General features: G+C 57.3%; 25 protein-coding genes. 3 read left to right on the top strand and 22 right to left on the bottom strand.

Annotation, left to right across the window (positions count from 1 at the left end):
• Positions 1–74 precede the first annotated feature (74 nt).
• The 8 genes from ACIPY9_RS05200 to rplM form a co-directional block, all read right to left on the bottom strand.
• Positions 75–2,135: a TonB-dependent siderophore receptor gene (locus ACIPY9_RS05200; protein WP_400698297.1), complete on the bottom strand. Its 2,061-nt coding sequence runs from the start codon at positions 2,133–2,135 to the stop codon at positions 75–77.
• 330 nt (positions 2,136–2,465) lie between these two features.
• Positions 2,466–2,879: a ClpXP protease specificity-enhancing factor gene (locus ACIPY9_RS05195; RefSeq protein ID WP_400697640.1), complete on the bottom strand. Its 414-nt coding sequence runs from the start codon at positions 2,877–2,879 to the stop codon at positions 2,466–2,468.
• An 18-nt stretch (positions 2,880–2,897) separates the two neighbouring features.
• Entirely contained in the window at positions 2,898–3,515 is a 618-nt protein-coding gene (locus tag ACIPY9_RS05190) for a glutathione S-transferase N-terminal domain-containing protein (RefSeq protein ID WP_400697638.1), read from the bottom strand.
• A 228-nt stretch (positions 3,516–3,743) separates the two neighbouring features.
• Entirely contained in the window at positions 3,744–4,526 is a 783-nt protein-coding gene (locus ACIPY9_RS05185) for a cytochrome c1 (protein WP_400697636.1), read from the bottom strand.
• Positions 4,526–5,737 (bottom strand): cytochrome bc complex cytochrome b subunit, encoded by a 1,212-nt coding sequence (locus ACIPY9_RS05180; RefSeq protein ID WP_117182144.1) that lies wholly within the window; start codon positions 5,735–5,737, stop codon positions 4,526–4,528. Before ACIPY9_RS05180 ends, ACIPY9_RS05185 begins: the two co-directional genes overlap by 1 nt.
• Complete coding sequence (gene petA / locus ACIPY9_RS05175; protein WP_400697634.1) at positions 5,737–6,330, bottom strand: ubiquinol-cytochrome c reductase iron-sulfur subunit; 594 nt, start codon at positions 6,328–6,330, stop codon at positions 5,737–5,739. Before petA ends, ACIPY9_RS05180 begins: the two co-directional genes overlap by 1 nt.
• A gap of 255 nt (positions 6,331–6,585) precedes the next feature.
• Positions 6,586–6,978, bottom strand: coding sequence for a 30S ribosomal protein S9 (gene rpsI, locus ACIPY9_RS05170; protein ID WP_025261753.1), 393 nt, complete (start codon positions 6,976–6,978; stop codon positions 6,586–6,588).
• Between the two features lie 14 nt (positions 6,979–6,992).
• The gene (gene rplM, locus ACIPY9_RS05165; protein ID WP_025261754.1) at positions 6,993–7,421 is read right to left on the bottom strand and encodes a 50S ribosomal protein L13; all 429 of its coding nucleotides are present in this window, start codon (positions 7,419–7,421) and stop codon (positions 6,993–6,995) included.
• A gap of 461 nt (positions 7,422–7,882) precedes the next feature.
• Here rplM and ACIPY9_RS05160 point away from each other — a divergent pair, with 461 nt between their 5' ends.
• A complete protein-coding gene (locus tag ACIPY9_RS05160; protein ID WP_400698295.1) occupies positions 7,883–8,779 on the top strand; it encodes a GlxA family transcriptional regulator in 897 nt (298 codons plus the stop codon).
• Positions 8,780–8,898: 119 nt separating this feature from the next.
• Here ACIPY9_RS05160 and zapE read toward each other — a convergent pair whose 3' ends face one another.
• From zapE to ACIPY9_RS05145, 3 genes are all read right to left on the bottom strand, one after another.
• On the bottom strand, positions 8,899–9,993 hold the full coding sequence (gene zapE / locus ACIPY9_RS05155; protein ID WP_400697630.1) for a cell division protein ZapE: 1,095 nt from the start codon (positions 9,991–9,993) through the stop codon (positions 8,899–8,901).
• Between the two features lie 63 nt (positions 9,994–10,056).
• Complete coding sequence (locus ACIPY9_RS05150; RefSeq protein ID WP_400697627.1) at positions 10,057–11,403, bottom strand: tryptophan--tRNA ligase; 1,347 nt, start codon at positions 11,401–11,403, stop codon at positions 10,057–10,059.
• Positions 11,404–11,430: 27 nt separating this feature from the next.
• A complete protein-coding gene (locus ACIPY9_RS05145; protein ID WP_400697625.1) occupies positions 11,431–12,060 on the bottom strand; it encodes an alpha/beta hydrolase in 630 nt (209 codons plus the stop codon).
• Positions 12,061–12,204: 144 nt separating this feature from the next.
• Between ACIPY9_RS05145 and ACIPY9_RS05140 the strand changes: the two genes are divergently transcribed.
• Positions 12,205–12,642: a YhcB family protein gene (locus ACIPY9_RS05140; protein ID WP_400697622.1), complete on the top strand. Its 438-nt coding sequence runs from the start codon at positions 12,205–12,207 to the stop codon at positions 12,640–12,642.
• 115 nt (positions 12,643–12,757) lie between these two features.
• Here the strand turns inward: ACIPY9_RS05140 and cysN are convergent, their stop codons facing one another.
• The 4 genes from cysN to ACIPY9_RS05120 form a co-directional block, all read right to left on the bottom strand.
• Positions 12,758–14,656, bottom strand: a complete 1,899-nt coding sequence (gene cysN / locus ACIPY9_RS05135; protein WP_400697618.1) for a sulfate adenylyltransferase subunit CysN — start codon at positions 14,654–14,656, stop codon at positions 12,758–12,760.
• Between the two features lie 53 nt (positions 14,657–14,709).
• A complete protein-coding gene (locus tag ACIPY9_RS05130) occupies positions 14,710–15,051 on the bottom strand; it encodes a four helix bundle protein (protein WP_400697616.1) in 342 nt (113 codons plus the stop codon).
• Positions 15,052–15,151: 100 nt separating this feature from the next.
• Positions 15,152–16,069 carry a sulfate adenylyltransferase subunit CysD gene (gene cysD / locus ACIPY9_RS05125; RefSeq protein ID WP_025261761.1) on the bottom strand — a complete coding sequence of 306 codons (918 nt, stop codon included), beginning with the start codon at positions 16,067–16,069 and terminating at the stop codon, positions 15,152–15,154.
• A 177-nt stretch (positions 16,070–16,246) separates the two neighbouring features.
• Entirely contained in the window at positions 16,247–17,005 is a 759-nt protein-coding gene (locus ACIPY9_RS05120; protein WP_400697612.1) for a Nif3-like dinuclear metal center hexameric protein, read from the bottom strand.
• Between the two features lie 112 nt (positions 17,006–17,117).
• Here ACIPY9_RS05120 and algW point away from each other — a divergent pair, with 112 nt between their 5' ends.
• Positions 17,118–18,278, top strand: a complete 1,161-nt coding sequence (gene algW / locus ACIPY9_RS05115; protein WP_400697609.1) for a Do family serine endopeptidase AlgW — start codon at positions 17,118–17,120, stop codon at positions 18,276–18,278.
• Positions 18,279–18,329: 51 nt separating this feature from the next.
• Here the strand turns inward: algW and hisC are convergent, their stop codons facing one another.
• The 7 genes from hisC to ACIPY9_RS05080 form a co-directional block, all read right to left on the bottom strand.
• Positions 18,330–19,382, bottom strand: coding sequence for a histidinol-phosphate transaminase (gene hisC, locus ACIPY9_RS05110; protein WP_400697607.1), 1,053 nt, complete (start codon positions 19,380–19,382; stop codon positions 18,330–18,332).
• Positions 19,382–20,728: a histidinol dehydrogenase gene (gene hisD / locus ACIPY9_RS05105; RefSeq protein WP_400697604.1), complete on the bottom strand. Its 1,347-nt coding sequence runs from the start codon at positions 20,726–20,728 to the stop codon at positions 19,382–19,384. The genes hisC and hisD overlap by 1 nt, the downstream gene beginning before the upstream one ends.
• Before the next feature lie 124 nt (positions 20,729–20,852).
• A complete protein-coding gene (hisG, locus tag ACIPY9_RS05100; protein ID WP_400697602.1) occupies positions 20,853–21,488 on the bottom strand; it encodes an ATP phosphoribosyltransferase in 636 nt (211 codons plus the stop codon).
• 150 nt (positions 21,489–21,638) lie between these two features.
• Positions 21,639–22,904 carry a UDP-N-acetylglucosamine 1-carboxyvinyltransferase gene (gene murA, locus ACIPY9_RS05095; protein ID WP_400697599.1) on the bottom strand — a complete coding sequence of 422 codons (1,266 nt, stop codon included), beginning with the start codon at positions 22,902–22,904 and terminating at the stop codon, positions 21,639–21,641.
• Between the two features lie 22 nt (positions 22,905–22,926).
• Positions 22,927–23,166 (bottom strand): BolA family protein, encoded by a 240-nt coding sequence (locus tag ACIPY9_RS05090; RefSeq protein WP_025261768.1) that lies wholly within the window; start codon positions 23,164–23,166, stop codon positions 22,927–22,929.
• Positions 23,167–23,280: 114 nt separating this feature from the next.
• On the bottom strand, positions 23,281–23,586 hold the full coding sequence (locus ACIPY9_RS05085) for a lipid asymmetry maintenance protein MlaB (RefSeq protein WP_400697596.1): 306 nt from the start codon (positions 23,584–23,586) through the stop codon (positions 23,281–23,283).
• Entirely contained in the window at positions 23,583–24,236 is a 654-nt protein-coding gene (locus tag ACIPY9_RS05080) for a phospholipid-binding protein MlaC (protein ID WP_400697593.1), read from the bottom strand. The genes ACIPY9_RS05085 and ACIPY9_RS05080 overlap by 4 nt, the downstream gene beginning before the upstream one ends.
• Positions 24,237–24,243 lie beyond the last annotated feature (7 nt).

The following is a 24,243-nucleotide window of genomic DNA, read 5'->3' as shown; positions in this document are numbered from 1 at the left end:
AGGTCCTGGACGCATGCTCCGGCATTGATTGACGCGACGAGCCAGATCAGCTCGCCGCGCAACCCAAGACAGAATCAATACTTCCAGCTCACCGACGCGGTCAGGTTACGCGGCGCGCCATAACTGGCGGTGGTGGCATTGTTATAGAGAGACAGCAGGTATTTGCGGTCGGTGACATTGTTCAGGTTCAGCGATGTGCTCCAGTGGCTGTCAATGTCGTAGCTGGTCATCAGGTCAACCAGGCCATAGGCATTCTGATGAATCGCGCTGTTGGTGTCGTTTTCCACAGCGGTCTGCCAACTGACACGAGCCCCCACCTTCATCTGCGGAATGCCTGGCAGGCGGTAGGTAGCCATGCCGCGGAAACTGTGAGTCGGTACGTACTTGCGTGCTCTCTCACCATCGTTATCGTCGATAGTCACATAGGTATAGCCGCCGAGCAGATCGAGGCCGGGGGCCAATTCGCCAGAGGCTTGCAACTCTACGCCACGGCTCTTGAAATCACCCGGAGTGTAGACTTGCTGAACCCCGTTGAAGCCTGCACTCACGGCCACATTGCGCTGCTCGGTCTTGAATAGCGCTGCGGTCACGTGAAGACGCTCGTCCATCACGCTGCCCTTGATGCCGAGCTCCATGCTCTTGCCTTCCAGCGGATCAAGCAGTGAACCATCGGTGCCGACCACGTTGTATTGCGGGTTGTAAATCTTGGTCCAACTGCCGTAAACGCTCCACACATTACTCAGGTCGTAAACCAGCCCCGTGTAAGGCGTGACCTTTCCGTGGACGCGGGTGTAGCGCTCGGCACCGTAGCTGTTCCCGTCGCTGTCAGCACTGAGCATACGCGCACCGGCAATCCAGTGCAGGTCATCGGCCAGGCTGAAACGGCTCCCCGCAAACACACTCTTTTGCGTGTCCTGATAGTTCTGCGACAGGCTTTCGCTGGTAACGCCAAAGGTTGGCATCGGCGCAATACCCGCCAGAATGCCCGAGAACGAGGTATTGAAGGCGCTGTTATTCACTAGGTCTTCGTCGTACTCATGACCTTTCTGGTGAGTACGCCCATAAGCCGCACCGAAGGTCAGCTCATGTTCACGACCGAACAGACTGAAAGGACCTTGAACCTTGGCCTCTCCTAGAAGGTGATGGGCCTCACTGCCGGTATGGTTAGCGTACGCCAGGGCATCGTCGCCGGTGACGGAGCCGACGTAAAGCATATTGGTGCTCTGCTTTTCCTGAACACCGGTGGCGGTGATCGTGGCGTTCCAGTCATTGCCGAAATCATGCTTGAGTTCGACGAAAGTACGCTGTGTGTGCAGGTTCCAATACGTCCACGGCTGGCCGATGTTATTGCTGCGGCTACTGTAGTGAATGGCATTGCCGTCACTGTCTACCAGCGGCAGGTTACCCCAGGTACTTCCGTTGGAGTCACTGTTGTGCTGAGAGAACCCAACAGTCACGGTATCTGCGTCAGACAGATCGAACGCCAGCAGCCCGCTTACAACGTTGCGTTCGTGGCTGTACCGGTCCATCCATGAGTTGCCTTTATCGTGGGAGTAGATAAAACGGCCACGCACATTGCCGGTATCGCTCAACGGGCCTGCAACGTCGACATCTACGCGACGGCTATCCCAGGAACCGACACTGGTGCCGATCTTCGCCTGAAAGGTCCTGGTCGGGCGCTTGCGCACGAAGTTGACCGTGGCGGAAGGGTTTCCGGCGCCACTCATCAGGCCATTGGCACCGTGAAGCACGTCAATCTGCTCATACTCGGCCAGATCCTGATCGCCAACCAGCGCGCTACCGACCAAGGGCATGCCCATACCGTCGAATTCAAATGTGTTGATGTCGAAGCCGCGCGAGGTGAATTCGGTACGGTCGGTCTCTGTCTGCTCAACCGTCACCGACGGTGCCGCACGCAGGGCATCCTTGATGCCGGTGATCTTGAAATCGTCCAGCCCCTGCCGGGTTATGGTGGTCACTGCCTGAGGTGTCTGCTTGTCGGTCAGCCCCAGCTTGGTTGTGCTGGACGACGCCTTGCCTTCATAGCCCTGGCTTACGCCATCATCACTTTCGATGCTGCTCTCGATCTGGGTAGCGGGGAGCGTAAGGTCTTCGGCCGCATGAGCAATGGGCATGGCGCAGCAAACGCCGGTCTGCAAAAGGCCGACAAGGATGTGACGTTTCAAGGGAATGTCCTATAAGAAGAAATAGTAACAAGATGTGTTTCGTAATATAAATGAGAATCTAACTCATTACATGTGCGAGTTTCGACATTTTTTTCACATTTCTTCACATTCTTTATCTCCCCCCCTAGCGAGACATGTGCCAGGCAGAAGAAAAACCGAGAGATTGTGGCCATGAAGAAGGATGGCGGAGGGAGGAGGCAGGACAATTCGGATGAAAAAAAATAGCCCTCGAATTGAGGGCTATCAGTAAGCTTTGTGCATGAGCCTAAGCTGCACTTTTTATTTCACCACTTTCAAACTCGGCCTGCCGCTAGGGCGCGGTGGCTCGCTGTCTGGTGGCGGCGCATCGTCTTCCATTTCGATCTCGTCATCCTCCTCGGCAGGAGGCTCCAGATCGAAAACCATTCCCTGACCGTTTTCCCGGGCATAAATACCCAGAATGGCACCAATGGGAACATACAACGCGTGCGGCACACCGCCGAAACGACCTTCAAAACTGACCGCATCGTTGTCCATGTGCAAATGACGCACGGCACTGGGCGAAACGTTCAGGACAATCTGCCCATCATTGGCAAAGCCCTGGGGGACCTGCACCGAGGGGTATTCCGCATTGACCAGCACATGCGGTGTGCAATCGTTATCGACGATCCACTCATAGAGAGCACGAATCAGATAAGGGCGACTGGAGTTCATCAACGGCTCCTTAAGCCTTCAGCGCATTTCACGTTCAGCGGCAGACAGACTTGTCTGAAATGCCTCGCGCGCAAATTGGCGCTCCATGTAATCAAGCAACGGCTTGGCAGGCCGTGGCAATTCGATACCCAAGATCGGCAAACGCCAGAGTATGGGCAGTAGACAGCAATCGACAAGGCTTTGCTCGTCACTCAGGAAAAAAGGCTTTTCCGCGAACAGCGGAGAAACCCCGGTCAGACTCTCGCGCAGCTCCTTGCGGGCCTGTACGCGGGCTGACTCCTTGGTGCGCGAATCCAGAATCAGATCCACGAGACCACACCAGTCACGCTGAATACGATGGATCAGCAGACGACTGTTGGCACGCGCCACAGGGTAAACCGGCAGCAAGGGCGGGTGCGGGTAACGCTCATCCAGATATTCCATCACCACCGTTGACTCGTACAACGCCAGATCGCGATCGACCAGTGTTGGTACGCTGCCATACGGGTTCACCTCGATAAGCTGAGGCGGATGGCGATCCGCAACAACATCGATGATCTCGGCGCTGACACCTTTCTCTGCGAGCACGATGCGCACGCGGTGGGAATAGTGGTCGGCGGGGTCGGAGTAACAGGCCAACCGATTGGTCACGCCCATGGCGATCCTCCTCGCTTGTTGAAATTTATAGGACAGACAAACGAACGCGCCCCAGTGGCGCCTCCAACAATGACAGAAAAAAGGCAGGTCATCGTCGCGGGCGACAAGATAGCTCATTTACGCGAAGTAAATTCTGCAATCTTGCGCCGCCACTATACCCGCCTCGCAATCACTGTCCGAATGGAGATACCACTGGAGCGCTTGTGTCAGGGCGAAACTACAGCCCTATCAATGAACATCCTTCCAGTATTCGCGCTTGAGCAGGTAAGCGAACACGAAGAAGAAGGCCAGATAGAGCAACACATAAGCGCCTATGCGCTGATGCTGCAGTTTAACCGGATTGGCTGAATAGGCCAGAAAGGTCACCAGATTCTTGACCTTCTCGTCGAACTGCTCTTCGGTCAGGCTGCCGGACTTGGGCACGATCGTCAGTTGATCACAGGCTTCATGAGTCAACGGCGAACCGGTCAGCGGGTCATATTGCTTCTTGCCGTCTTCGACCACCTGAACCTGTTTGCACCCAACCACCTGGCGCCCCTGAAGCCCGACCAGCACGTTCGGCATGCCGACGTTAGGGAAGACCTTGTTGTTCACACCCCATGGGCGCGCCGGATCTTCATAGAACGAGCGCAGGTAGCTATACAGCCAGTCGGTACCACGAACACGCGCCACCAGGGTCAGGTCGGGCGGAGCCGCGCCGAACCAGGCCTTGGCGTCGTTTGGCTGCATGCCGATGCTCATGTGATCACCGATCTTGGCACCGGTGAACACCAGCTTATCCAGCATCAGTTCATGGGGGATGCCCAGATCGTCGGCCACTCGCTCATACCGTTGGTACTTGGCGCTGTGACAGCCCATGCAGTAGTTGGCGAACGTCCGTGCGCCGTCTTGCATGGCTGCCTTGTCGGAAACGTCGATATCAACCTTGGCCAGCTCTGGGCCACCATGGTCGGCGGCAAACGACAAAGCAGGCAGAATCGCGAGAATCAATACAGCAAATAGCTTTTTCATCAGCCAGTCACCCTTTCTGGAACCGGTTTGGTCTTCTCTAGCCGGGTATAGAACGGCATCAGAATGAAGTAGGCGAAGTACAGAAAGGTGCAGATCTGCGACAGCAGTGTGCGCTCGGGAGTCGGAGCAAGAACGCCCAACACACCCAGGATCACGAAAGCCACACAGAACAGCAGCAGCCATATCTTGCTCAACCATCCCTTGTAACGCATCGATTTGACCGGGCTTCGATCCAGCCACGGAAGCACGAACAGCACCGCGATGGCCGCCCCCATGGCAATGACGCCCATGAGCTTGTCCGGAATCGCCCGCAAGATCGCGTAGAACGGCGTAAAGTACCAGACAGGCGCGATATGCTCAGGCGTCTTGAACGCGTTGGCCGCCTCGAAGTTGGGTTTTTCGAGGAAATAGCCGCCCATTTCCGGGAAGAAGAACACAATCGAGCAGAAGACGAACAGGAACACCACCACGCCGACAATGTCTTTCACGGTGTAGTACGGGTGGAAAGGAATGCCATCCAGAGGGATGCCGTTTTCGTCCTTGAGCTTCTTGATATCCACACCATCGGGGTTGTTGGAACCCACTTCGTGCAGCGCCAGGATGTGCAACACCACCAGCCCCAGCACCACAATCGGCAGAGCCACGACATGCAATGCGAAGAAGCGGTTCAGGGTGATGCCGGAAATCAGGTAGTCACCGCGAATCCACTGGGTCAGGTCATCACCGATCACCGGGATGGCACCGAACAGCGAAATGATCACCTGCGCGCCCCAGTAGGACATCTGTCCCCAAGGCAGCAGATACCCCATGAACGCTTCAGCCATCAAGGCCAGGTAAATCAGCATGCCGAATACCCAGACCAGTTCGCGCGGCTTCTGATATGACCCGTAGAGCAGGCCACGGAACATATGCAGATAGACCACGATGAAGAAGGCAGAGGCACCCGTGGAGTGCAAGAGACGCAGAATTGCGCCGTACTCGACATCCCGCATGATGTATTCGACAGAAGCGAACGCCTCTTCAGCCGACGGCGTGTAGCTCATGGTCAGCCAGACGCCGGTGAGGATCTGATTGACCAGAACCAGCAGCGCCAGGGAACCGAAGAAATAGAAGAAGTTGAAGTTTTTTGGAGCGTAATACTTGCTGAGATGGTCTTCCCACATCTTGGTGGCGGGGAAGCGGGCATCGACCCAATCCATGAACTTGCTCATCACGCACCCTCCTTATCGACGCCAATGACAATGACACTGTCCGACTCATAGGAATGCGGGGGTACTGGCAGATTCAAGGGGGCGGGTTGCGACTTGTAGACCCGACCGGCCAAATCGTAATGAGAGCCGTGACAAGGACAGAAATAGCCCCCTACCCAGTCCTTGCCAAGATCGACAGGTGCCACTTCAGGACGGAAAGTTGGAGAGCATCCCAAGTGAGTGCACAAACCGACCAGCAGCAGGATTTCCGGCTTGATCGAGCGCATCACTGGGTCAACATAGGCAGGCTGAACAGAAGCCTTGGATTCTGGATCGGATAGCTGGCCAGTGATCTTGCCCAGGTTATCCAGGATTTCTTTGGTGCGACGAACAATGAATACCGGCTGTCCACGCCATTCAGCAATCATCTGCTGTCCGGCTTCGATCTTGCTGATATTCACCTTGACCGGTGCCCCCGCGGCTTTCGCCTTGGCACTGGGGAACCATGACCCCACGAACGGGACCGCAGCCCCCACCGCTCCTGCTGCACCAACCACGGATGTGGCTGCCACGAGGAAGCGACGCCGGCCTGCATTCACGCCGTCATTGCTCATTCCGTCCTCTCCCATCAGCTATATGTGGCCTGTTTGGTCAGGCATCTACTTAATATCAATCTAGCTGTTATAGATTTGGCCGGATGGTAAATAAAAACCCTTCAATTAACAAGGTAATAAGACCGCACAAAAAGTAGGAAACCTTGTAAATCAAGGCTTCCAGCCGTGTGTCACGTTGTCACACATATTTAACGCCCATAAAAAAACGCCCAGTTCCACAAGGGAGCTGGGCGTTCTTTTTGAACGAAGAGCGAATTAACGCTTCGAGTATTGCGGACGCTTACGCGCTTTACGCAGACCGACTTTCTTACGTTCAACTTCACGAGCGTCACGAGTAACGTAACCGGCTTTACGCAGGGCGCTACGCAGAGTTTCGTCGTATTGCATCAGAGCGCGAGTGATACCGTGGCGGATTGCGCCAGCCTGACCACTTACACCGCCACCGATAACGGTGACATAGATGTCGAATTTCTCAACGGTTTCGGTCAGTTCCAGTGGCTGACGAACTACCATGCGGGCAGTTTCGCGGCCGAAGAACACGTCCAGAGAACGGTTGTTGATGGAGATGTTACCAGTGCCCGGACGCAGGAAAACGCGTGCGGTTGCGGTCTTGCGACGGCCAGTGCCGTAATTTTGAGTCGCCGACATAATGAACTATTCCGTTAAAACTTCAGTTCTTGGGGCTGCTGAGCAGTATGAGGGTGTACAGCGCCCGCATAGACTTTCAGCTTACGATACATGTCGCGACCCAGCGGGTTCTTAGGCAGCATGCCTTTGACCGCGGTCTCGATCACGCGCTCGGGAGCTTTGTCGATCAGCTTTTCGAAGTTGATCGATTTGATCCCGCCCGGAAAACCGGAGTGAGAGTAGTAGATCTTGTCGGAAGCTTTAGCACCGGTAACACGGATTTGCTCAGCGTTGATAACGACGATGTAATCGCCAGTATCGACATGCGGAGTGTATTCCGGTTTGTGCTTGCCACGCAGACGGCTCGCGATTTCGGTGGCCAGACGACCCAGGGTCTGACCAGCAGCGTCGACGACGAACCAGTCGCGCTTAACTGTTTCCGGTTTAGCAGTAAAAGTTTTCATTCTTTATAGCCTCAGGGGCCGCCTGAAAATGAGACGGCGGATCTTACTGAATAGTGCGTACTTTGACAAGTCAAAGGCAGCCGGAAACAGACGCTATCGGGGGCTCGGGTCAGCGCGTCCGTTATACGGCAAGATTCTTCGGCAGACGGCGCATCACTTCCACTGCAAAGAGCTGGCGGATTATACAGGCTGACAAAATAACCTCAACCTGATTTTTGACTCATGCCACCGTTCATCCCCCATGAGAAACAGACGGTAAGGCTTTCAGCCCTCCGAAGCGCCCCCAAGGCTGGACACACCTTAAAAAAAATAAGACGATTCAGCCGTTGATTGACCACTATTCCCTATAAGAACAAAAGATTATGCCGATCCAGAAAACCGCCCTGTTGCGGCGCGTGAGCATTCTTGCCACCGATAAAGTGTTTGCCTCCACCCTGATGCAAGCCAAGGACTTCTTTCACCTGGCCAGCCTGCGGTACAGCAAACAGCTTGGCCATGGCCTCAAGCCAGCCTTCGAGATCCGACTGGTGAGCCCGGACGGGCTGCCCGTCAACAGTTTCAGCGATGTCACCCTTCCCGTAGACGGCCCGCTTTGCCAAAGCGACATCATTGTCCTTCCTGCCTTCTGGGACGATTTCGACACCCTGCTCCAGCACTATCCACAAGTGTTGCCATGGCTGCGCGAGCAGCATGCCAACGGAGCTGTCCTGTGCGGCGAAGCCACTGGGGTTTTCTGGCTTGCCGAAGCCGGCCTGCTGGATGGCAAGGAAGCCACGACCTACTGGCGCTTCTTCAATGCATTTTCCGAGAGGTTTCCCAATGTCCTGCTCAATCAGGAAAAACACCTGACAGATGCGGATAATCTGTACTGCGCAGGCGGAACCACCTCGGCCTGCGACCTCTACATTTATCTGATCGAACGTTTCTGCGGCTCGAACGTGGCCCAGGCCGTGGCACGCGACATTCTTTATGAAGTACGTCGCAGCTATTCACCGGGAAGAATCGGCTTTGGCGGTCAGAAACTGCATCAGGACGTCATCATCCTGCAGATCCAGCACTGGCTCGAAGAACATTTCGCGGACAAGTTCCGCTTTGAGGATGTGGCGCGAAACCATGGCATGAGCATCCGCAACTTCATGCGCCGCTTCCAGGCCGCAACCGGAGACAAACCGCTGCACTACCTGCAACGGCTGCGTATCGAAACCGCAAAAGGCCTGCTTTCGGGAACCCGAAAAAGCATCAAGACCATCAGCTACGAAATCGGCTACGACGACGCCAGCTTCTTCGCCCGCCTGTTCCGCCAGCACACCGAACTGTCACCGAATCAATACAGGCAGCAGTTTCAGCAGGCTGCGTAGCAGCCTGCTGAAAAGCTACAAGCTACAAGCTACAAGCTACAAGCTTTAAGCAAGATCAAAAGCAGAACGCGATCTACCCTTATCTTGCAGCTTATAGCTTGCCGCTTGCAGCCTCGCTCTTACGGCTTATGCGCCCGCGCCAGGAATTCGTGGGATTGCATTTCCAGCAGACGGCTCAGGGTCCGTGCGAACTCGAACGTCAGACGCCCGCCCGTATACAGATCCTTCAGCTCCACTTCAGATGAAATGATCAACTTGACGTTGCGATCGTAGAATTCATCGACCATGTTGATGAAACGGCGGGCAATGTCGTCGGTGGTCACGCTCATCTGCTCGACACCGCTCAGCAGCACGGCGTGGAAGATCTTGCCCAGTTCGATGTAATCGTTCTGGCTACGCGGGCCGTCGCACAGTTCACGGAAGTCGAACCACGCCACGTCGTCACAGGTACGCAAGGCACGAATCTCGCGGTTCTCGATGATCAGCACATCGTTTTCGACGGTCTGTGCACACTCGGGCGTCAAGGCCTTGAAGCTTTTGCGCATGCTGTCCTGAGCCGCCTCGTCGAGCGGGAAGTGGAACAGTTCAGCCTGCTCCAGATGGCGCAGACGATAGTCGACGCCACTGTCGACGTTGACGATATCGGTGTTCTGTTTGATCAAGGCAATGGCCGGCAGGAAACGGGCGCGTTGCAGACCATCCTTGTACAGGCCATCGGGCACGATGTTGGACGTGGCAACCAGGGTCACGCCGTTCTTGAACAGCTCTTCCATCAGCGTGCCGAGAATCATCGCATCCGTGATATCGGACACGAAAAACTCATCGAAACAGATCACCCGCGCCTCTTCGGAGAAACGCTTGGCGATGATGGTCAGCGGGTTCTTCTCGCCCTTGAGGGTTCTCATTTCCTCGTGCACACGCTTCATGAAGCGGTGGAAGTGAGTCCGCACCTTCTGCTTGAACGGCAGGGCATCGAAGAAGGTATCGACCAGATAGGTCTTGCCCCGGCCCACACCGCCCCAGAAATAAATCCCCTTGACCAGCGTCGGCTCTTTCTTGCCGAACAGCTTGCCGAACATGCCGGGTTTGCTGTCGCTTGCCGCGATCAGATCCTCATAGAGACGCTGCAGGTGACGCACAGCGTTTTCCTGCGCAGCATCATGGAAGAAGTCAGGGCGTTTCAGATCTGCTTGATATCGTTCTAGAGGCGTCATATTCGCTAACAAGGCAACAAAAAAGCGGGCCGTCACTGTAGCGACGGCCCGGGGGAATGGCAATTAGTCCTGCAAGGCTTTAAGTTCAGCCTTCAAGCGCTCCATACCGGCCTTGACCGCTTCAGAACTCTCGAATTGAGGGCTTTCAGCCTTGGCATCGCCAAACACCACTTCAAAGTGGAAGTCACATTCGACGATGAGAGGCTCACTGCCCCCCATCAGGTTTTTGCTGGCCACGCCAGCCGACTTGCCATCGGCAAACCGGCTCGACAGCAACAATTGCTCGCCATCGGTCGCCAGTAAACGGAAGCGGAAGCTGCCGTCGTCCTCACGGAAACTGACAATGCGTGCGCCCTTGGCCGCTTTCTTCTTGCCAGCCTCGACATTCTGCACAACCGTGCGGAACGAACGCAGGCCCACTGCCTCGCGCAACGCTTCAAGGAATGGCGTAGCAGCACGACGAGCTTTCTGGGCACCGGCAAGCAGGATGTCTTCCAGGTCCGCAGGACGCTCGATCAGCGACAGGTACTTCTCGCGTGCTTCGCTCAGCTCGCCATCCAGCAGGGTGAACAGGCGATTCTTGGCCTCGCCCCAACCCAGCCCCTGCAACAGATCGGAGCGGAATTCGGCAGACTGCTCAGCCGTCGCGAAAGCCTGATAGAGCGTGAACAGGTGGGAGTTGTCCGGGTCCTTGGCTTCACCGGGAGCCCGGGAGTCGGTCACGATGCGCGAGATCGCGTCTTTCATGTCCTTGGCGCTGCTGAACAACGGGATGGTGTTGTCGTAGCTCTTCGACATCTTGCGGCCATCCAGACCTGGCAGCGTCGCAACGCTTTCCTCGATCAGGGCCTCAGGCATGACGAAGAATTCCTTGCCCTTGCCAAACAGGTGGTTGAAACGCTGACCGATATCCCGCGCCATTTCAACGTGCTGGATCTGGTCGCGGCCGACCGGCACCTTATGGGCGTTGAACATCAGGATGTCGGCAGCCATCAGCACGGGGTAGCTGTACAGGCCCATGGTGATGCCGGCATCCGGGTCCTCGCCCGCCTCGACGTTCTTGTCCACGGACGCCTTATAGGCATGCGCACGGTTGAGCAGCCCCTTGGCCGCCACACAGGTCAGCAACCAGGTCAGTTCAGGGATTTCCGGGATATCGGACTGGCGATAGAAGGTCACGCGCTCGACATCCAGACCGGCCGCCAGCCAGGTCGCCGCGATTTCCAGGCGCGAGCGCTGGATGCGCTGCGGGTCATCGCACTTGATCAAGGCATGGTAGTCAGCCAGGAAGTAGAACGAATCGACATCCTTCTGGCGGCTGGCGACGATGGCCGGGCGAATCGCGCCCGCATAGTTGCCCAGATGAGGAGTGCCGGTCGTGGTGATACCGGTCAGGATACGAGTAGTCATGGCGGTTCGCTTATTCTATGGCTGCAATCAATTCGAGAGTCGCGGCAGGACCAGATCCTTGAGGTCAGTCAGCTTGCCGTGGAAAAAGTGTCCGCATTCTGCCACTTTCAGCAGCTCATGGGGGCGTTGCAGAAGCGCAGACCATGCATAGACCATTTCAGGGTCCACCACTTCGTCGGTTTCAGGCTGAATGACGGTCAATGGACAGTGCTGAGGCAGGACACTTTGATCCTTCAGGCGCGACGCGGCGGCGGCAATCAAAAACAGGTGTTTCAGCTTTTCACCCTGCGCCTCCAGACGGCCGCCCAGCGTGGCAGCCACAAAACCGCCAAATGAAAACCCCAATAGCGTCAGGGGCAGATCCGGTTGCTGCTCACGCAGCCACTGCGCCGCAGCCACGGCATCCTCCACCTCTTCCGGACCGGCAACCGAAGTGCCTGCGCTATTTCCGACGCCGCGATAATTGAAACGCAATGTCACCAGCCCGGCATCGCGTGCGGTACGCTGCAACGTGGAAACCACTTTATTGAGCATCGTCCCGCCCTGGATCGGGTTAGGATGGCAGATCAGCGCCACGCCCACCGCATCGGGCAGATCCTGATAAAGCGCTTCCAGCGGGCCTTCGGGGCCATCAATGAATACGGGGGTTTCACGCATGGACAAAATAAACTCCGTGACCTCGAAATGGATCGACTCGTCTAGCTGATTGTCTGTAGCTGACATATAAGCGACGTGTCGCGGGTATACAGCGCAGGTTAGAGCCGTTAACGTAAAGCAAAGCCGTTTATAGAGGAAGGACTCGTGGAACACTCGCTCTTAGTTTGGTTGTTGCCGACTCTTGCCCTGGTTGCCGGTGTCGTCATTGGTTTCCTGGTCGCACGTCTGCTGCCTAACACCGTTCCGAATAACACCCAGCGCCAGCTGGAGAGCATTCAGGAACGCTTCGATACCTATCAGAACGAGGTGGTCACTCACTTCAACAGCACGGCTAACCTGGTACAGAAACTTTCGCAAAGCTATCAGGAAGTCCAGGAACACCTCGCCGAAGGTGCCAACCGCCTGGCCCTTGACGAACTGACCCGTCAACGCCTGCTGGCTGCCTTGCACCCGGAGGCCAACCAGGCTCCTCGCGACCGCCTGACACCGCCACGTGACACCGAAGCACCAAAGGACTATGCCCCCAAGGCACCCAACACCCCCGGTATGCTGGATGAGCATTACGGCCTGAAAAAGCCGTAAGCGACCGATAAATAAAAAGCCCGTCATTCGGATCGAATGGCGGGCTTTTTTGTGTCGTTTTTTCGCGAATGAATTCGCTCCTACGGGCGCAGGAGCGAATTCATTTTGAAAGGGCTTAGATCGCGCCGCGGCTACGCAGCAGATCCAGCACCAGCTTGACGCCTTCTTCCACGCTCAACGTCTGTGTGTCGATGGTGAGATCGGCATCCAGCGGTACGTCGTACGGGAAGGATTCGCCCGGGATATTGTCGCCATCGGCGGCATAGAGGCCCTGCGGATCGCGTTCGCGGCAGACCGTTGGCGAAGCCTGGACATAAACGGTCAGCAAGCGATCCTTGCCGATCAGCGCCTTGACGCGCTCGCGACCTTCCGCATCCGGCGCAACGAAGGCTGCCAGAGTCAGCAGGCCGGCTTCGTTGAACTGACGAGCGACGTGAGCGGCACGGCTCCAGTTCTCGGTACGACCGGCACGGTTCTGTGGCAAGCCCTTGTTCAGGTCGTGACGCAGGTTCTGGCCATCCAGTACATAGACCGCACGCCCCATGTCGAACAGCTTGCGCTCGACCGCATAGGCCAGCGTGCTCTTGCCTGCACCCGACAGACCGCTGAACAACACGGTGGCAGGTTGCTGACCGAAGCGCTGGGCACGCTCCTGGGTCGATACATGAGCCTGATCGCCATGATGGTTCGAGCCACCTGCGCTGACTGGCTTGGCGATGATCATGCCCGCCGCAACGGTACCGTTGGTCAAACGGTCGATCACGATGAACGCGCCAGTGGTGCGGTTGCTTTCGTAGCCGTCCAGAGCGATAGGCGCATCGAGACTGATCTTGACCCGGCCGATCTCGTTCAACTGCAAGGCACTGGCCGGGCCTTCAACCAGCGTATTCACATCGACGCGATGCGTGATGCTGGCAATCGACCCCGGCACATAGCTGGTCGCACGCTTGATGTCGTATTTCTTGCCCGGCAGCATCGGCTCTTCAGCCATCCATACCAGCATGGCATCGAACGCATCGCTGACTTGCGGGACGTTGTCGGCATGCACCAGCAGGTCGCCACGGGAGATATCGATCTCGTCTTCCATGGTCAGGGTAATGGCCTGACCCGGACCGGCATGCTCCAGCTCGCCCTCGAAGGTGACGATGGATTTCACCCGGCTGCTCTTGCCCGACGGCAGCACGACGACTTCATCGCCCTTGTGCACGATACCGCTGGCCAGAGTACCGGCGAAACCACGGAAGTTCAGGTTCGGACGGTTGACGTACTGCACCGGGAAACGCAGGTCCGCGTAATTACGGTCGTTGGAGATTTCAACGGTTTCAAGAATTTCCATCAAGGACTGACCGGTGTACCAGGGCGAACGCTCGCTCTTGTTCACCACGTTATCGCCCTTGAGCGCCGACATCGGCACGAATGCCATGGTGGTCGGCTTGAAGGCCAGGCCTTCGGCGAACGTCAGGTAATCGGCCTTGATCGACTCGAACACGCTCTCATCGAAGCCATTGAGGTCCATCTTGTTGATGGCCACGACAATGTGCTTGATGCCCAGCAACGAAGCGATAAAGCTGTGACGGCGAGTCTGGGTCTGCACGCCATAACGGGCGTCCACCAGAATGATCGCCAGATCGCAGGTCGACGCACCGGTCGCCATGTTGCGGGTGTACTGCTCATGGCCAGGCGTGTCGGCAATGATGAACTTGCGCTTGGCGGTAGAGAAATAGCGATAGGCAACATCGATGGTGATGCCCTGCTCGCGCTCGGCCTGCAAACCATCGACCAGCAGCGCCAGGTCAACGTCATCGCCGGTGGTGCCGGACTTCTTCGAGTCACGGGTAATGGCTTCCAGATGATCCTCGTAGATCATCTTGGAATCGTGCAGCAGACGCCCGATCAGCGTGCTCTTGCCGTCATCGACGTTGCCACAGGTAAGAAAGCGCAGCATTTCCTTGCGTTCGTGCTGGCCCAGGTAGGCGAGGATGTCCTCGCTGATCAATTCAGATTGATGGCTCATTGGGTTTAAGCTCCAAGCTGTAAGCTTCAAGCGGCAAGCTTGTCGGCGTACAGCTAGTCAGAAATTTTGTTGATCAACCCGCTCAGCATTCTTGAAAGCTCACGAGTCTCAGTAATCCAGCCACTCGACAAAGATTCGGGTAAGTACCCTATCTCTTCTCCAATGATGATTTGCGTACGCAACTCACCACAGGAAGCTTTGGCAATCCACAGAAACCGGACCTTTTCCTTAACCGATCCACGCTCCATGCCTTCAGCGATATTCGATGGTACAGAGAGCGCGGATCGCGTGACCTGGTCCTTAAAACCAAAATCCCTGCACGTATGAAGTCCTCTGTACACCGCCACTGCCAGGCTTTTGCTTCTTTGCCAAACAACCAGCTTCTCAAAATCCATTGCGAGCACTCACATACGCCCACAAGGGGCGGCAATCTGCAAAACCCTGAAGCTACGCAATGCGCCTCCAGCTTGCAGCTTGCCGCTTGTAACTTGAAGCTTAGAAATAACCCTGACGTTTCTTTTCTTCCATCGAACCTGCGCCATCGTGGTCGATGACCCGGCCCTGGCGTTCGGAAGTTCGCGTCAGGAGCATTTCCTGGATGATGTCGGTCAGGCTCGTGGCCTCGGACTCGACGGCACCGGTCAGCGGGTAGCAGCCGAGGGTACGGAATCGCACTTTCTTTTTGACGATGCGTGCCTTTTCCTCGTCGGTCAGGTGCTCGAGGATGCGATCGTCGTCGATCATGATCAGGGTGCCGTTCTTCTCGATCACATCACGTTCGGCCGCGAAGTAGAGCGGTACGATCGGGATGCCTTCAAGGTAGATGTACTGCCAGATATCCAGCTCGGTCCAGTTGGACAGCGGGAATACGCGGATCGACTCGCCCTTGTTGACGTTGCCGTTATAAACGTTCCACAGCTCGGGACGCTGATTCTTCGGGTCCCAGCGGTGCTTGCTGTCACGGAACGAGTAGACGCGCTCCTTGGCGCGGGATTTTTCCTCGTCGCGGCGTGCGCCACCGAAAGCGGCGTCGAAACCATGCTTGTCCAGTGCCTGCTTGAGGCCCTCGGTCTTCATGATGTCGGTGTGCTTGGCACTGCCGTGAGTGAAGGGGTTGATACCCTGGGCAACACCGTCAGGGTTGACGTGGGTGATCAGGTCCAGGCCCATTTCCTCGACCATCTTGTCGCGGAACCGATACATTTCCTGGAATTTCCACCGGGTATCGACGTGCATGACCGGAAATGGCAGCTTGCCCGGAAAGAAAGCCTTGCGTGCCAGATGCAGCATCACGGCCGAGTCCTTGCCGATCGAGTACAACATCACCGGGTTGTCGAACTCGGCGGCGACCTCGCGGATGATGTGGATGCTTTCCGCCTCCAGCTGTTTCAGATGCGTCAGTTTATCAACCATGGCTACTCACGGATTGCATTCGTTGTGGGCCGGGAAGAATCCCTCCCGGGCGGCCAGCGGGCCGTATTCGAGGGGCGCACTTTATCATGACGCTACCGTCTAATCAGTGCACTGGATAGATCGAAACGATCTATCCATATAGCCCCTCGTTTGGATCACCTGTGTTCGCTCCCGACCTCAGATCGGATTCGGGCAATCGATGAAAACATGCTCAAGCGCAAAACGCCGCGCCAGATAGTCGCCCAGCGCCTGGACACCGTACCGCTCTGTCGCGTGGTGTCCGGCAGCGATAAAACTTATGTCATTCTCGCGGGCACTGTGAAAAGTCTGCTCCGAGGCTTCACCGCTGAGGAACAGGTCCACACCCTCCAATACCGCCTGATCGATATAGCCCTGCCCTCCACCACTGCACCAGCCGACCCGACGAATCATCTGACTGCCCTCGATCAGCAACGGCTCTCGTCCCAGGGCATCCTGCACCCGGCGGGCGAAGTCACGCGCCGTGACAGGCTCGGAAAGAGAACCCACCAGACCGACGACCCGCGAGTTCTCGGGGTCCAGTGGCCCCTCGACCGTGATATCCAGTTGACGAGCCAACTGCACGTTGTTGCCCACTTCCGGGTGTACATCCAGAGGCAGGTGGTAGGCCAGAAGGCTGATGTCGTGTTTGAGCAGGGTCTTCAGGCGACGCTGCTTCATGCCCACGACACAAGGGTTTTCGCCCTTCCAGAAATAGCCATGATGGACAAGGATCAAGTCGGCCTGAACTTCGACCGCCGCATCCAGCAGGGCCTGACTGGCCGTCACGCCACTGACGATGCGCATGACTTGCGGGCGCCCTTCGACCTGCAAGCCATTGGGGCAGTAATCCTGGATGCGGGCACTGTTGAGATAGCGGTCGGCCTCTTCGACCAGGGTGCTCAGGGCAACTGCCATAAAAGACTCCTAAATATATGCGGTTCAGAGCGGCTCTGTGCTCGTATAATGCCCGCCATTATGGCGCACTCGCGAACAAATCTTTGCGCCTGTAACCACCAGGACTTGCTCAATGTTAAAGGCACTGCGCTTTTTCGGCTGGCCATTGCTGGCTGGCGTGCTCATCGCCATGCTGATTATCCAGCGTTATCCGGAATGGGTCGGCTTGCCCAGCCGGGATGTCAACCTGCAACAGGCCCCCAAGGCCACCAATGTGATGCAAGGTCCGTCCTCCTACGCCGACGCCGTGAGCGCTGCCGCACCCGCCGTGGTCAATCTCTATACCACCAAGCTGGTCAACAAGAGCAATAACCCCATGTTCGAGGACCCGCAGTTTCGGCGGTTCTTCGGCGACAACGCCCCCAAGCAGAAACGCATGGAGTCCAGCCTCGGCTCCGGTGTCATCATGAGCCCCGAAGGCTATCTGCTGACCAACAACCATGTCACCACCGGTGCCGACCAGATCGTCGTCGCCCTCAAGGACGGCCGGGAAACCATCGCGCGCGTTATCGGCAACGACCCGGAAACCGATCTGGCTGTCCTGAAGATCGACCTGAAAAACCTGCCTGCCATCACCATTGCCCGCTCCGACAGCATTCGCATCGGTGACGTGGCACTGGCTATCGGCAACCCGTTCGGCGTCGGCCAGACCGTCACCATGGGCATCATCAGTGCGACCGGTCGTAACCAGCTGGGCCTCAACACCTACGAAGACTTCATCCAGACCGATGCCGCCATCAACCCCGGTAACTCGGGCGGTGCGCTGGTCGATGCCGTCGGCAACCTGACCGGCATCAATACGGCGATCTTTTCCAAGTCTGGCGGATCACAGGGCATCGGCTTTGCGATCCCGACCAAACTGGCCATGGATGTCATGAAGTCGATCATCGAACACGGTCAGGTCATTCGTGGCTGGCTGGGCATCGAAGTTCAACCCTTGACGCAGGAACTGGCCGACTCCTTCGGTCTGAAGGATCGTCCAGGCATCGTGGTGGCCGGCATTTTCCGCGACGGCCCGGCACAGAAGGCAGGCTTGCAGTTGGGTGATGTGATCCTGAGCATCAATGGCGAGCCGGCAGGCGATGGCCGACGTTCGATGAATCAGGTGGCTCGCACCAAGCCCAAGGACAAGGTTGCGATCGACGTGATGCGCAATGGCAAGGAGTTGCGCCTGAGCGCCGAGGTAGGTCTGCGTCCGCCGCCAGCGCCAACACAGGCTGCGAAAGAACAGTAATAAATGAACTCGCTCCTGCACGCGCAGGAGCGAATTCATTCGCGAAAGGATCTAGATCCCGCTCAAACCGTCCAGCAAAGCCTGGTTCTGCTCAGCCGTACCGATGCTGATCCTCAGGAACTGGGCAATCCGCTCCTGCTTGAAGTGACGCACGATCACGCCCTGCTCACGCAGCTTCGCCGCCAGCCCCGCCGCATCGTGTTTCGGATGACGGGCAAAGATGAAGTTAGCCGCCGATGGCAGAACTTCAAAACCGATACCTTCCAGTTTCTCGATCAGAGACTCGCGACTGGCAATCACGGCCTTGCGGGTAGAGTCGAAATGCTCACGGTCTTCAAAGGCCGCTGTCGCGCCAACAATCGCCAGACGATCCAGCGGATAGGAGTTGAAGCTGTTCTTGACCCGCTCCAGTGCCTCGATCAAGTCCGGATGCCCGACCGCAAGCCCGACGCGCAGGCCAGCCAGAGAGCGGGACTTGGAGAGCGTCTGGGTGACCAGCAGGTTCGGGTAACGATCGACCAGTGCAATCGCCGTCTCGCCACCGAAGTCGATATAAGCCTCATCGACCACGACGACCGAGTCGGGGCTGCCCTTGACGATCTGCTCGACCGCTTCCAGGGTCAGCAGGCAGCCTGTAGGGGCGTTCGGGTTCGGGAAAATGATCCCGGCATTCGGCTTCGCATAATCGGCGACACGGATCTGGAACTGCTCATCCAGCGCAATGGCGTCGTACTCGATACCGTACAGGCCGCAATACACGGGATAGAAGCTGTAACTGATATCCGGGAACAGCAGCGGCTTGTCGTGCTGGAACAGCGCGTGAAAGATATGCGCCAACACTTCATCGGAACCATTGCCCAGAAACACCTGATTGGCCTGTACGCCGTAATAACCGGCGACCGCCTGCTTGAGCAGGTCGCTGTTGGGGTCCGGGTACAGACGCAGATCATCGGTCAACGCAGCACGCATCGCCTCGAGCGCTTTGGGCGAAGGGCCGTAGGGGTTTTCATTGGTGTTGAGCTTGACCAGTTTGGTCAGCTTCGGCTGCTCACCCGGCACATAAGGCACCAGGCTGCTGACGAAAGGACTCCAGAATTTGCTCATTACTTGCCTTCCTCTGTACTGCCTGCTTTCCAGTCGGGGTCAGTGATACGGTATTCGGCACTGCGGGCGTGCCCGCTCAACGACTCGCCACGGGCCAGGACAGAAGCCGTCTTGCCCAGATCGGACGCGCCCTGCGGCGAGCAGTAGATGATCGATGAACGCTTCTGGAAGTCGTAGACGCCCAGCGGCGAGGAGAAGCGTGCCGTGCCGGATGTCGGCAGGACATGGTTCGGACCGGCGCAGTAGTCCCCCAGCGCCTCGGAGGTATGACGGCCCATGAAAATTGCACCGGCATGGCGAATCTGCGGCAGCCAGGCCTCGGGATCGGCAACCGACAGTTCCAGGTGTTCCGGCGCAATGCGATTGGCGACATCGATGGCCTGCTGCATGTCGGCCACCTTGATCAGGGCACCACGGCCATTGATCGAAGTTTCAACAATGGCAGCACGCTCCATGGTCGGCAGCAGCCTGGCGATACTGGCGGCCACCTTGTCGAGGAATTCGGCATCGGGGCTGACCAGGATCGCCTGAGCATCTTCGTCGTGTTCGGCCTGGGAGAACAGGTCCATGGCAATCCAGTCCGGATCGGTCTGGCCATCACACACCACGAGGATTTCCGAAGGTCCGGCGATCATGTCGATACCGACCTGACCGAATACGTGGCGCTTGGCGGTGGCGACATAAATGTTGCCGGGGCCGACCACTTTATCCACCTGAGGCACGCTTTCGGTGCCATAGGCCAAGGCTGCAACGGCCTGTGCGCCACCGATCGTGAAAACACGATCGACACCGGCAATACAAGCCGCAGCCAGCACCAGCTCATTGATTTCGCCACGCGGCGTGGGTACGACCATGACCACTTCGGCCACACCGGCCACTTTCGCCGGAATCGCATTCATCAATACCGACGATGGATAGGAAGCCTTGCCGCCCGGGACATAGAGACCGGCACGGTCCAGCGGCGTGACCTTCTGGCCCAGCACCGTGCCATCGGCCTCGGTGTAGCTCCAGGAGTCCTGCTTCTGCTTTTCGTGATAGCTGCGCACACGTTCGGCCGCTTTTTCCAGCGCCTGACGCTGGGCCGGGGTGATGCGTGTCAGTGCCAGCTCCAGACGCTCGCGGGGCAGGATCAGGTCAGCCATCGACGCCACTTCAAGGCCATCGAAACGCTGGGTGAACTCGACCAGCGCCGCGTCTCCCCGCTCACGCACCGCCTTGATAATGTCGAGCACACGCTGATTGACCGAGTCGTCAGACACACTTTCCCAGCTCAGCAGATGATCCAGATGTCGTGCGAAATCCGGATCAGTAGCATCGAGTCGGCGTATTGCAGTGGAAGTGGTCATAGCGAATATCTCAATAATGGGCGGATGCTCAGGTGCCATAAGCTACCAAGCTATCCGCGCAGGCACCTGAGAATTTTGGCTATGACACGGATAGCTGGACGCAACTCGACGTTGCGCAATCAAATCAGCCGCGGTGTCGCGACTCCACTGCCTTGCGCAGGGTGTCGATGAGCGCCTGGATGCGCGCATGCTGCATTTTCATGGAAGCCTTGTTCACCACCAGACGCGAGCTGATGGTTGCAATCAGTTCCTGAGGCTCCAGGCCGTTGGCCCGCAAGGTATTGCCGGTATCGACGACGTCGATGATCTTGTCGGCCAGACCGATCAGCGGTGCCAGTTCCATAGAACCATACAGTTTGATGATGTCGACCTGACGGCCCTGCTCGGCGTAATAACGCTTGGCAACGTTCACGAACTTGGTCGCGACCCGCAGACGCCCCTTGGGCTCAGCAGCCCCCACGGCCCCAGCGGTCATGAGCTTGCATTTGGCGATCTGCAGATCCAGAGGTTCATACAGACCCTGGCCGCTGTACTCCATCAGCACATCCTTGCCTGCGACACCCAGATCGGCAGCGCCATGCTCGACATAGGTCGGCACATCGGTAGCGCGCACGATCAACAGACGGACATCGTCCTGGGTCGTGGGAATGATCAGCTTGCGGCTCTTGTCCGGATTCTCGGTCGGCACAATGCCAGCTTCAGCAAGAAGCGGCAGGGTATCGTCGAGGATACGGCCCTTGGACAGTGCGATGGTCAACATGGAAAACGTCAGTCCTTATCAGGAAACCTTTGCCCAGGGCAGACGGCCCTGAACAACACTTGAGCCCGACAGGACGAGCTCAAGGTGAAACGAATCAGAAAATCACACCGACAACTCCACTGCCCCGAAAGGCAGTGGAAGCATTGGCTACTAGCCCGGAACGCGGCGGATTTTAGCGCCCAGCATTTGCAGCTTCTCTTCGATGCACTCGTAACCACGGTCGATGTGGTAGATACGATCGATCATGGTATCGCCCTGGGCAACCAGAGCCGAGATCACCAGACTGGCCGATGCACGCAGGTCGGTCGCCATGACCGGAGCGCCCTTGAGCACTTCGGTACCGGTAACGATGGCCGTGTTGCCTTCGACTTGAATGTGCGCGCCCATGCGATGCATTTCATAGACATGCATGAAACGGTTTTCAAAGATGGTTTCGATCACTGCCCCGGTGCCTTCCGCGATGGCATTGAGCGAGATGAACTGCGCCTGCATGTCGGTCGGGAACGCCGGGTAAGGCGCGGTACGCACGTTGACCGCCTTCGGGCGCTTGCCGTGCATGTTCAGCTCGATCCAGTCGTTGCCGCTGGTGATTTCGGCACCGGCTTCCTGAAGCTTCAGCAATACGGCTTCCAGGATGGTCGGATCGGTGTCCTTGACCTTGACGCGACCGCCGGTAGCGGCAGCGGCAACCAGGTAGGTACCGGTCTCGATACGGTCGGGCATGACCTTGTAAGTGGCGGAACCCAGGCGCTCCACACCATCGATGGTGATGGTGTCAGTACCGGCACCCTGGATTTTCGCACCCATGGCGATCAGGAAGTTTGCCAGATCGACCACTTCAGGCTCGCGAGCGGCGTTTTGCAGAACGCTGCGGCCTTTTGCCAGACTGGCAGCCATCATGATGTTTTCGGTACCGGTCACACTCACGGTATCGAAGAAGAAGTTGGCACCACGCAGGCCGCCTTCAGGAGCCTTGGCCTTGATGTAGCCGCCTTCGACATCGATGATTGCGCCCATGGCCTCAAGGCCACGGATGTGCAGGTCGACCGGACGCGAACCGATGGCACAGCCACCTGGCAGAGCGACTTCAGCCTCACCGAAACGGGCAACCATCGGGCCCAGCACCAGGATCGACGCACGCATGGTTTTCACCAGCTCGTACGGTGCAACCAGTGTCTTGATGGTGCGCGGGTCGATTTCGACGCTGAGCTTCTCGTCGATCACAGGCTCGATGCCCATACGACCGAACAGCTCGATCATGGTGGTGATGTCGTGCAGGTGCGGCAGGTTCTGAACGGTAACCGGACCGTCAGCCAGCAGCGTTGCCGAGAGGATCGGCAGGGCGGAGTTCTTTGCCCCGGAAATGCGAATTTCGCCATCAAGACGAACGCCGCCGGTAATAATCAATTTATCCATTAGAATCTCGACACCAATTGGCTCAGGTGCGCTCGGCCCAGGCAGCGCGGCTGAAAAATTTCATAGTGACCGCGTGGATACTGCCATCGGCAATCCAAGGGTTCAGATGGGCATAGATGTTTTGTTGACGCTTGACGGGGCTCAGGCTGGCCATCTCGTCACTGATGATGTTCAGCTGGAAATTGCAGCCCTGGCCTTCAACTTCCACCTGGATTTCGGGCAGCTTTCCTTCAAGGAAGCTCTTAACTTCTACAGCCTGCATGCTTAACCTCGATCGGCGCCCTGTGCGCGCGGGTCGGCCATCATACAAAAAAGCCCATGCTATGCGAACCCCAACGACGGGGTGCCAGACAAAGGGCTTTTCCGATAATAGCTATTAATGAATATCCAAAAGCTCGGTCAATCCGGATACCTGAGCGATTTCCTGCATATCTTCGGGCAATGCCTGCACGCTGACCGACTTGCCTGCATCACGGGCATCACGCATGAACGCCAGCAGGAGAGCCAGCCCCACGCTGCTGGACTTCACCACGCCGGAGCAGTCGAGCGTCAGGCTCGAGGCATCGCTGGACTTGATAAGGGCCGCGCCCTGCTTGCGCAGTTGCGGCCCCGTGCGATAGTCCAGTACACCCATCAGCTGCAATTGCCCCGAAGAACTGAAGCGGACGGAAGCCTCACTCATTGAGCAGCCTTCTGTGCCGCTTCATTGGTCACTTCCTTGGCCTTGGCCACTTCGCCAGCCCAGCCATCGATGGTCTTGTCCAGATCGTTGCCATTACGCTGCATGGCGTCGGCGAACTGATCACGGAACAACTTGCCGATGTTGATGCCATTGATGATGACGTTACGGACTTTCCATTCGCCATTGAGTTTTTCAAGGGTGTAGGACACAGGATAGACCGCGCCGTTATTGCCCTTGACCTGCATGTCGACGCTGGTACGGTCCGCACCTTCGTCCTTGGCAGGCGAAACGGTGATGCCCTGGTTGTTGTACTCAAGCAACGCATTGCCATAGAACTGCATCAGGCTGCGCTTGAAGTTTTCCTGGAAGCGCTGCATCTGCTCGGGCGAAGCCTTGCGCGAGTACTTGACGGTCATGATGCTGCGGGAAATGCCATCCGCATCCACCACCGGACCGACGATACGGTTCAGGGCGTCGTAGAACGCCCCCGGGTTGCTCTTGTACTGCTCCTTGTTGCTGGCCAGATCGCTCAGCAACTCACGGGTCGTGCGATCCACCAGATCATGTGCGGACGGTGTGGTCGCCGCACTGGCCATCATGGGCAGCACGGCCAGCAATACCAGCAGGCCACGGCGCAGGATAGAGATCATTTAAAGC

Origin of the sequence: Pseudomonas sp. NPDC089734 (assembly GCF_044748865.1) — a bacterium.
Classification (GTDB): Bacteria; Pseudomonadota; Gammaproteobacteria; order Pseudomonadales; family Pseudomonadaceae; genus Aquipseudomonas.
Note: the sequence above shows the minus strand (reverse complement) of the source record. Positions and strands in the feature narration are given on the sequence as shown.

Bases quoted from the DNA above. Each gene is read 5' to 3' on its own strand.
- cysN (WP_400697618.1), bottom strand. From the start codon at position 14,656: ATGAGCCATCAATCTGAATTGATCAGCGAGGACATCCTCGCCTACCTG.
- zapE (WP_400697630.1), bottom strand. From the start codon at position 9,993: ATGACGCCTCTAGAACGATATCAAGCAGATCTGAAACGCCCTGACTTC.
- rpsI (WP_025261753.1), bottom strand. From the start codon at position 6,978: ATGTCGGCGACTCAAAATTACGGCACTGGCCGTCGCAAGACCGCAACC.
- ACIPY9_RS05190 (WP_400697638.1), bottom strand. From the start codon at position 3,515: ATGGGCGTGACCAATCGGTTGGCCTGTTACTCCGACCCCGCCGACCAC.
- rplM (WP_025261754.1), bottom strand. From the start codon at position 7,421: ATGAAAACTTTTACTGCTAAACCGGAAACAGTTAAGCGCGACTGGTTC.
- hisD (WP_400697604.1), bottom strand. From the start codon at position 20,728: ATGACCACTTCCACTGCAATACGCCGACTCGATGCTACTGATCCGGAT.
- ACIPY9_RS05120 (WP_400697612.1), bottom strand. From the start codon at position 17,005: ATGGCAGTTGCCCTGAGCACCCTGGTCGAAGAGGCCGACCGCTATCTC.
- ACIPY9_RS05090 (WP_025261768.1), bottom strand. From the start codon at position 23,166: ATGCAGGCTGTAGAAGTTAAGAGCTTCCTTGAAGGAAAGCTGCCCGAA.
- cysD (WP_025261761.1), bottom strand. From the start codon at position 16,069: ATGGTTGATAAACTGACGCATCTGAAACAGCTGGAGGCGGAAAGCATC.
- ACIPY9_RS05180 (WP_117182144.1), bottom strand. From the start codon at position 5,737: ATGAGCAAGTTCATGGATTGGGTCGATGCCCGCTTCCCCGCCACCAAG.
- ACIPY9_RS05185 (WP_400697636.1), bottom strand. From the start codon at position 4,526: ATGAAAAAGCTATTTGCTGTATTGATTCTCGCGATTCTGCCTGCTTTG.
- algW (WP_400697609.1), top strand. From the start codon at position 17,118: ATGTTAAAGGCACTGCGCTTTTTCGGCTGGCCATTGCTGGCTGGCGTG.
- petA (WP_400697634.1), bottom strand. From the start codon at position 6,330: ATGAGCAATGACGGCGTGAATGCAGGCCGGCGTCGCTTCCTCGTGGCA.
- ACIPY9_RS05130 (WP_400697616.1), bottom strand. From the start codon at position 15,051: ATGGATTTTGAGAAGCTGGTTGTTTGGCAAAGAAGCAAAAGCCTGGCA.
- ACIPY9_RS05150 (WP_400697627.1), bottom strand. From the start codon at position 11,403: ATGACTACTCGTATCCTGACCGGTATCACCACGACCGGCACTCCTCAT.
- hisG (WP_400697602.1), bottom strand. From the start codon at position 21,488: ATGTTGACCATCGCACTGTCCAAGGGCCGTATCCTCGACGATACCCTG.
- ACIPY9_RS05080 (WP_400697593.1), bottom strand. From the start codon at position 24,236: ATGATCTCTATCCTGCGCCGTGGCCTGCTGGTATTGCTGGCCGTGCTG.
- ACIPY9_RS05200 (WP_400698297.1), bottom strand. From the start codon at position 2,135: ATGCCCATTGCTCATGCGGCCGAAGACCTTACGCTCCCCGCTACCCAG.
- ACIPY9_RS05195 (WP_400697640.1), bottom strand. From the start codon at position 2,879: ATGAACTCCAGTCGCCCTTATCTGATTCGTGCTCTCTATGAGTGGATC.
- hisC (WP_400697607.1), bottom strand. From the start codon at position 19,382: ATGAGCAAATTCTGGAGTCCTTTCGTCAGCAGCCTGGTGCCTTATGTG.
- ACIPY9_RS05145 (WP_400697625.1), bottom strand. From the start codon at position 12,060: ATGCGTGAAACCCCCGTATTCATTGATGGCCCCGAAGGCCCGCTGGAA.
- ACIPY9_RS05085 (WP_400697596.1), bottom strand. From the start codon at position 23,586: ATGAGTGAGGCTTCCGTCCGCTTCAGTTCTTCGGGGCAATTGCAGCTG.
- murA (WP_400697599.1), bottom strand. From the start codon at position 22,904: ATGGATAAATTGATTATTACCGGCGGCGTTCGTCTTGATGGCGAAATT.